Genomic DNA, 3,483 nt, shown 5'->3' with positions numbered 1-3,483 from the left:
CGCGGCCGGCGCCTGACCAAGACCCAGATCTTCAACGCCATCTACGGCATCTACTCCAACGACGTGGAGGAGAGCGTGATCGAGGGCCATGTGAGCAAGCTGCGCAAGAAGCTGCGCCAGAGGCTCGGCTACGATCCCATCGAGGCCAAACGGTACATCGGATACACTTTCGTCGGCTGAAGGGCCGCTGACGAGCGACCGAAGCAGGGATGATCCGCCCGGTAAGTGAGGCATTTCATACATCCGGCTTGGCCGCACAGTCCCTGACCTTGCATCGGCGTTCCAAACATGGTTCGGAGGAGCATGATGATTCAAGGCGGTTCCGACGCGAGCTGCCGATCATATCCTTGAGCTTCGGAGCCATCTGCCTCCATGTCGGATGCGAGACAAATTCTGCCAAGCTCGATCCAGCATGCGGGCGACTCATTACCCGGACCTGCGGACGGGCAACACATCATCGCGACCAAGAATCGCTGGTCTCGGGTCGCCCTGACATTCACCGACGTCGCATCCGATGCGTGGTGCGAATTCAGCTTCGACGTTACATGCCACCCCGAGGAAACAGCGAGCCAAGCACACGACTTCGCGGCTGTCGGCGTCGCGTTCCTCATGGCGGATCAATCCAGTATCGACTTCGCATACATTCCCGGTCTGACCCGTGCGCAGATCGATCCGTTCAGTACCTTTGTTTCAGGTCCTCATCACCACGACAAACGGATCAGCCCCACACAAACCTATCGGGTTCACTGCAACTTCCTGGTTCCTGCTCCCACGAAGCATCTCCTGATCACGGTTCGGGGATGGCGAAACTCGCACCCCTTTCACGTCACCAACCTGTCACTGCGCCAGCATGGCGGCGTAGCACCCCGAACCTCCGCAACCCAAGCCCTGCCCCCCGCTCCATCACGTGTGGGGCAGGCTGCGCTCTCAGGCCCGACACGCACATGGACGGTCCTCACCTCCTCGCCGGAGTGGTTCAGGTATTCTCTCGTTCCCGGACGCCCCCTGTTCGTGCGCGGACAGATCATAGCGGAAAGCTCGGGCAAGGATGGCGCATTGGCGCGGGTGGTCTTCAGGGATCAGTTGGGGCAAGAGCTGCCGCCGCCCTATCAGGAGACTCTCACGGCACCTGCCGTCGGAGCCTTCGTCAATATTCCCGCGCACATACAGGCGCGTCGTTTCACACTCGAGCTCATTCCGCCCGAGAATGCCGCTTCCGTCGAGATCGGCTTCCAGACCTGGCACGACGACGCATCCGTGCGCTTGGTCATGCCATTGGAAGTATCGCTGGAAGTCGGACTGCTTCTTGAGAATATCTCGGGCGACGAAACGCCACACGAAGAGAGCTTCCTCAAGCAGTTGATGGAGAAGCTCGATCCCGCTCCGATCTCCGGCGAACGCCAAAGCTCGCAGGAGATCGCGCATCGTCTGATAGGCCGGGGCTCCCTTGCATCTCCTTTCAAGATCCACAGCCGCCTCAGAGCCCTTCAACAAGGAAACGACCTCCGTATCCGGGAAGGCGGCCTACAATTCAGCGGGTACTCTCCGTGGCCCCTCCCGGAACGCCCCGATTGGCGCGAGGATCCCTTTCGATCCCCGGGGTGGCGACGGGAGTACCAATCCCTCGCCTGGCTTTTGAGCATTGCCGAGCGTCCCGATGCCGGCGGTCTCGATCGCGCAATCGATCTTGCAATTTCGTGGTCACGCTCGAGCACATGGGGACAACCGACGGATGACCTGAGCATGCATCCGCTGCCGCTGGCAACGCGCACGGAGGTGTTCATCGAGCTCCTGGCTCTGGGTGCGGCTGCGGAGAGCGCCGATATCGACGCGTTGTCCGAGCTCCTTGGAGAAGCGATCAGGCACGGGTTCGTTCTCGCAGAGATCATCGGACAGAACGTCTTCTCCCATTCGATCTACCAGGCACATGCAGCCAGCGCCCTGCTCTCTTTGGGCAAAGCGCTCCCGCAGGTTCCTACTGCCCGCTACTGGGCGTCTCTGGCTTTGTCTCATCTGCAGCAGAGCTTCAAAGAGTTCGTTGGTCCGGATGGCACCTTCTTCGAGAGTGCGCCGCATTACCAACTCGAACTGGTCTCGCTCGGAGCAATCCTCGGCGCTGCCCTCAAGGACGATCCGGAGGCACACACCTTCTGCGAGGAGCTGGAGACCCGGCTCAGGAACGCCGTTCTGAGCCTCATCGAGATTACCGACCCGGATGGTCACCTTCCAGCGTTTGGAGATACTCCCCACCTCTACCGGCACGCTTCCTGGATCAGACGCCTGATTGCCCAGTATGGCCAGGACTGGTTGACGGATAGCAGCATCAAAGCAGAGCTCTCGTATCCGCGCGGCTCGAGAATCCTTCCCTCACAGGGAAAGGGAATGGCTGTTGCGCGACACTACGGTCACGAGCGGGACTGGAGATATCTGTGTTCCTCGTACGGCGAGCAGCGAAATTCGCATGGGCACCACGATGCGACGAGCTTCGTGTTCTCGGATGCGGGATCGCGATGGATCGTCGACGCAGCTGGCTCCAGTCAGAATGAGGGGGGTCCGGTTCGCCAGTACCTGACCTCATCGAGAGGGCACAATGTCGCGATCCCCGACGGACGCGAACAGACAGCCGGGAGCAGCTGGATCGAGACGCAATTCTCACTCAGGGGAGTTAATGTTTTTGAGTTGCGGAGCACCGTCCATGGTCCGGACTACAATCACCGTCGCGTCTATGTGAGCACGGCTGATCTTGCAGCAGTCGCGGTCATTGACGATTTCGCAGGCATGCGGGATGCCCATTCATTCGAGGGCCTCCTACACTTCGACCCGAATGTTACGGCTGCCATCGCCCCGGCACAAACGGTGATAGCCTTTTGCGACCGCAGAAGGCTGCACATCATCCCTTACACCGTTACAGGCAGATTGAGCGGCTTGGAAGTTCTTCAGGGTATCAGCGATCAGCAGGCGGCACTACAAGGTTTCGTCTCTCGCCCCTCAGGAGGCCTGCAGCCGGCCAGCGTCCTGCGCTACAAATTCTCCGGCCGGAGCCGCGTATCTGGCGGCGTGATCCTGGCGACCACCGGGGCGGGCCTGAAAACCATCAAACGTATGCTTTCGGAGCCCGAGCTGGCAGAATACCTGACGAGGCAGCCTGCGGACCAGGATGCAGGTTGAGAAACCTGATCTCGGCGCCCCCTAAAGCGCTTTTGATTTGGGCTTGAATCCATTCGGGTGGCCTGTGCGTTGACGGGGATATGGCCCGGGAGGCGAGCCATGCCCCAGCCCTATTCTCCTGATCTGCGTGAGCGCGTTCTGGTTGCCTGTCAGCGGGGCGACCTTCCTCAGGTCGAGATTGCCCGCCGCTTTCAGGTCTGTCCCGCCACCGTGTCAAACTGGCGCCGCCAAGAGCGCGAGGAGGGCCGGCGCAAGCCGAAGCCGCACAGCGGCGGCGTGCCCTCGCGGCTGGACGCGGCAGTTCTCGAGGTGCTG

Annotated in this window: 3 protein-coding genes; all 3 read left to right on the top strand. The window is 60.8% G+C overall.

Annotated elements, in window-relative coordinates; translation table 11 throughout:
- A partial coding sequence (locus ACFOYU_RS04045; RefSeq protein WP_377032517.1) for a winged helix-turn-helix domain-containing protein occupies window positions 1-180 on the top strand: 180 nt, incomplete at its 5' end.
- Window positions 181-372: 192 nt separating this feature from the next.
- Entirely contained in the window at window positions 373-3,168 is a 2,796-nt protein-coding gene (locus ACFOYU_RS04040) for a heparinase II/III family protein (RefSeq protein WP_377032516.1), read from the top strand.
- A 99-nt stretch (window positions 3,169-3,267) separates the two neighbouring features.
- On the top strand, window positions 3,268-3,483 hold a 216-nt coding region (locus ACFOYU_RS04035; RefSeq protein ID WP_377032515.1), incomplete at its 3' end, for a helix-turn-helix domain-containing protein.

Source organism: Microvirga sp. GCM10011540 (assembly GCF_042650665.1).
GTDB classification, from domain to species: domain Bacteria; phylum Pseudomonadota; class Alphaproteobacteria; order Rhizobiales; family Beijerinckiaceae; genus Microvirga; species Microvirga lenta.
Note: the sequence above shows the minus strand (reverse complement) of the source record. Positions and strands in the feature narration are given on the sequence as shown.

Bases quoted from the DNA above. Each gene is read 5' to 3' on its own strand.
- ACFOYU_RS04040 (WP_377032516.1), top strand. From the start codon at position 373: ATGTCGGATGCGAGACAAATTCTGCCAAGCTCGATCCAGCATGCGGGC.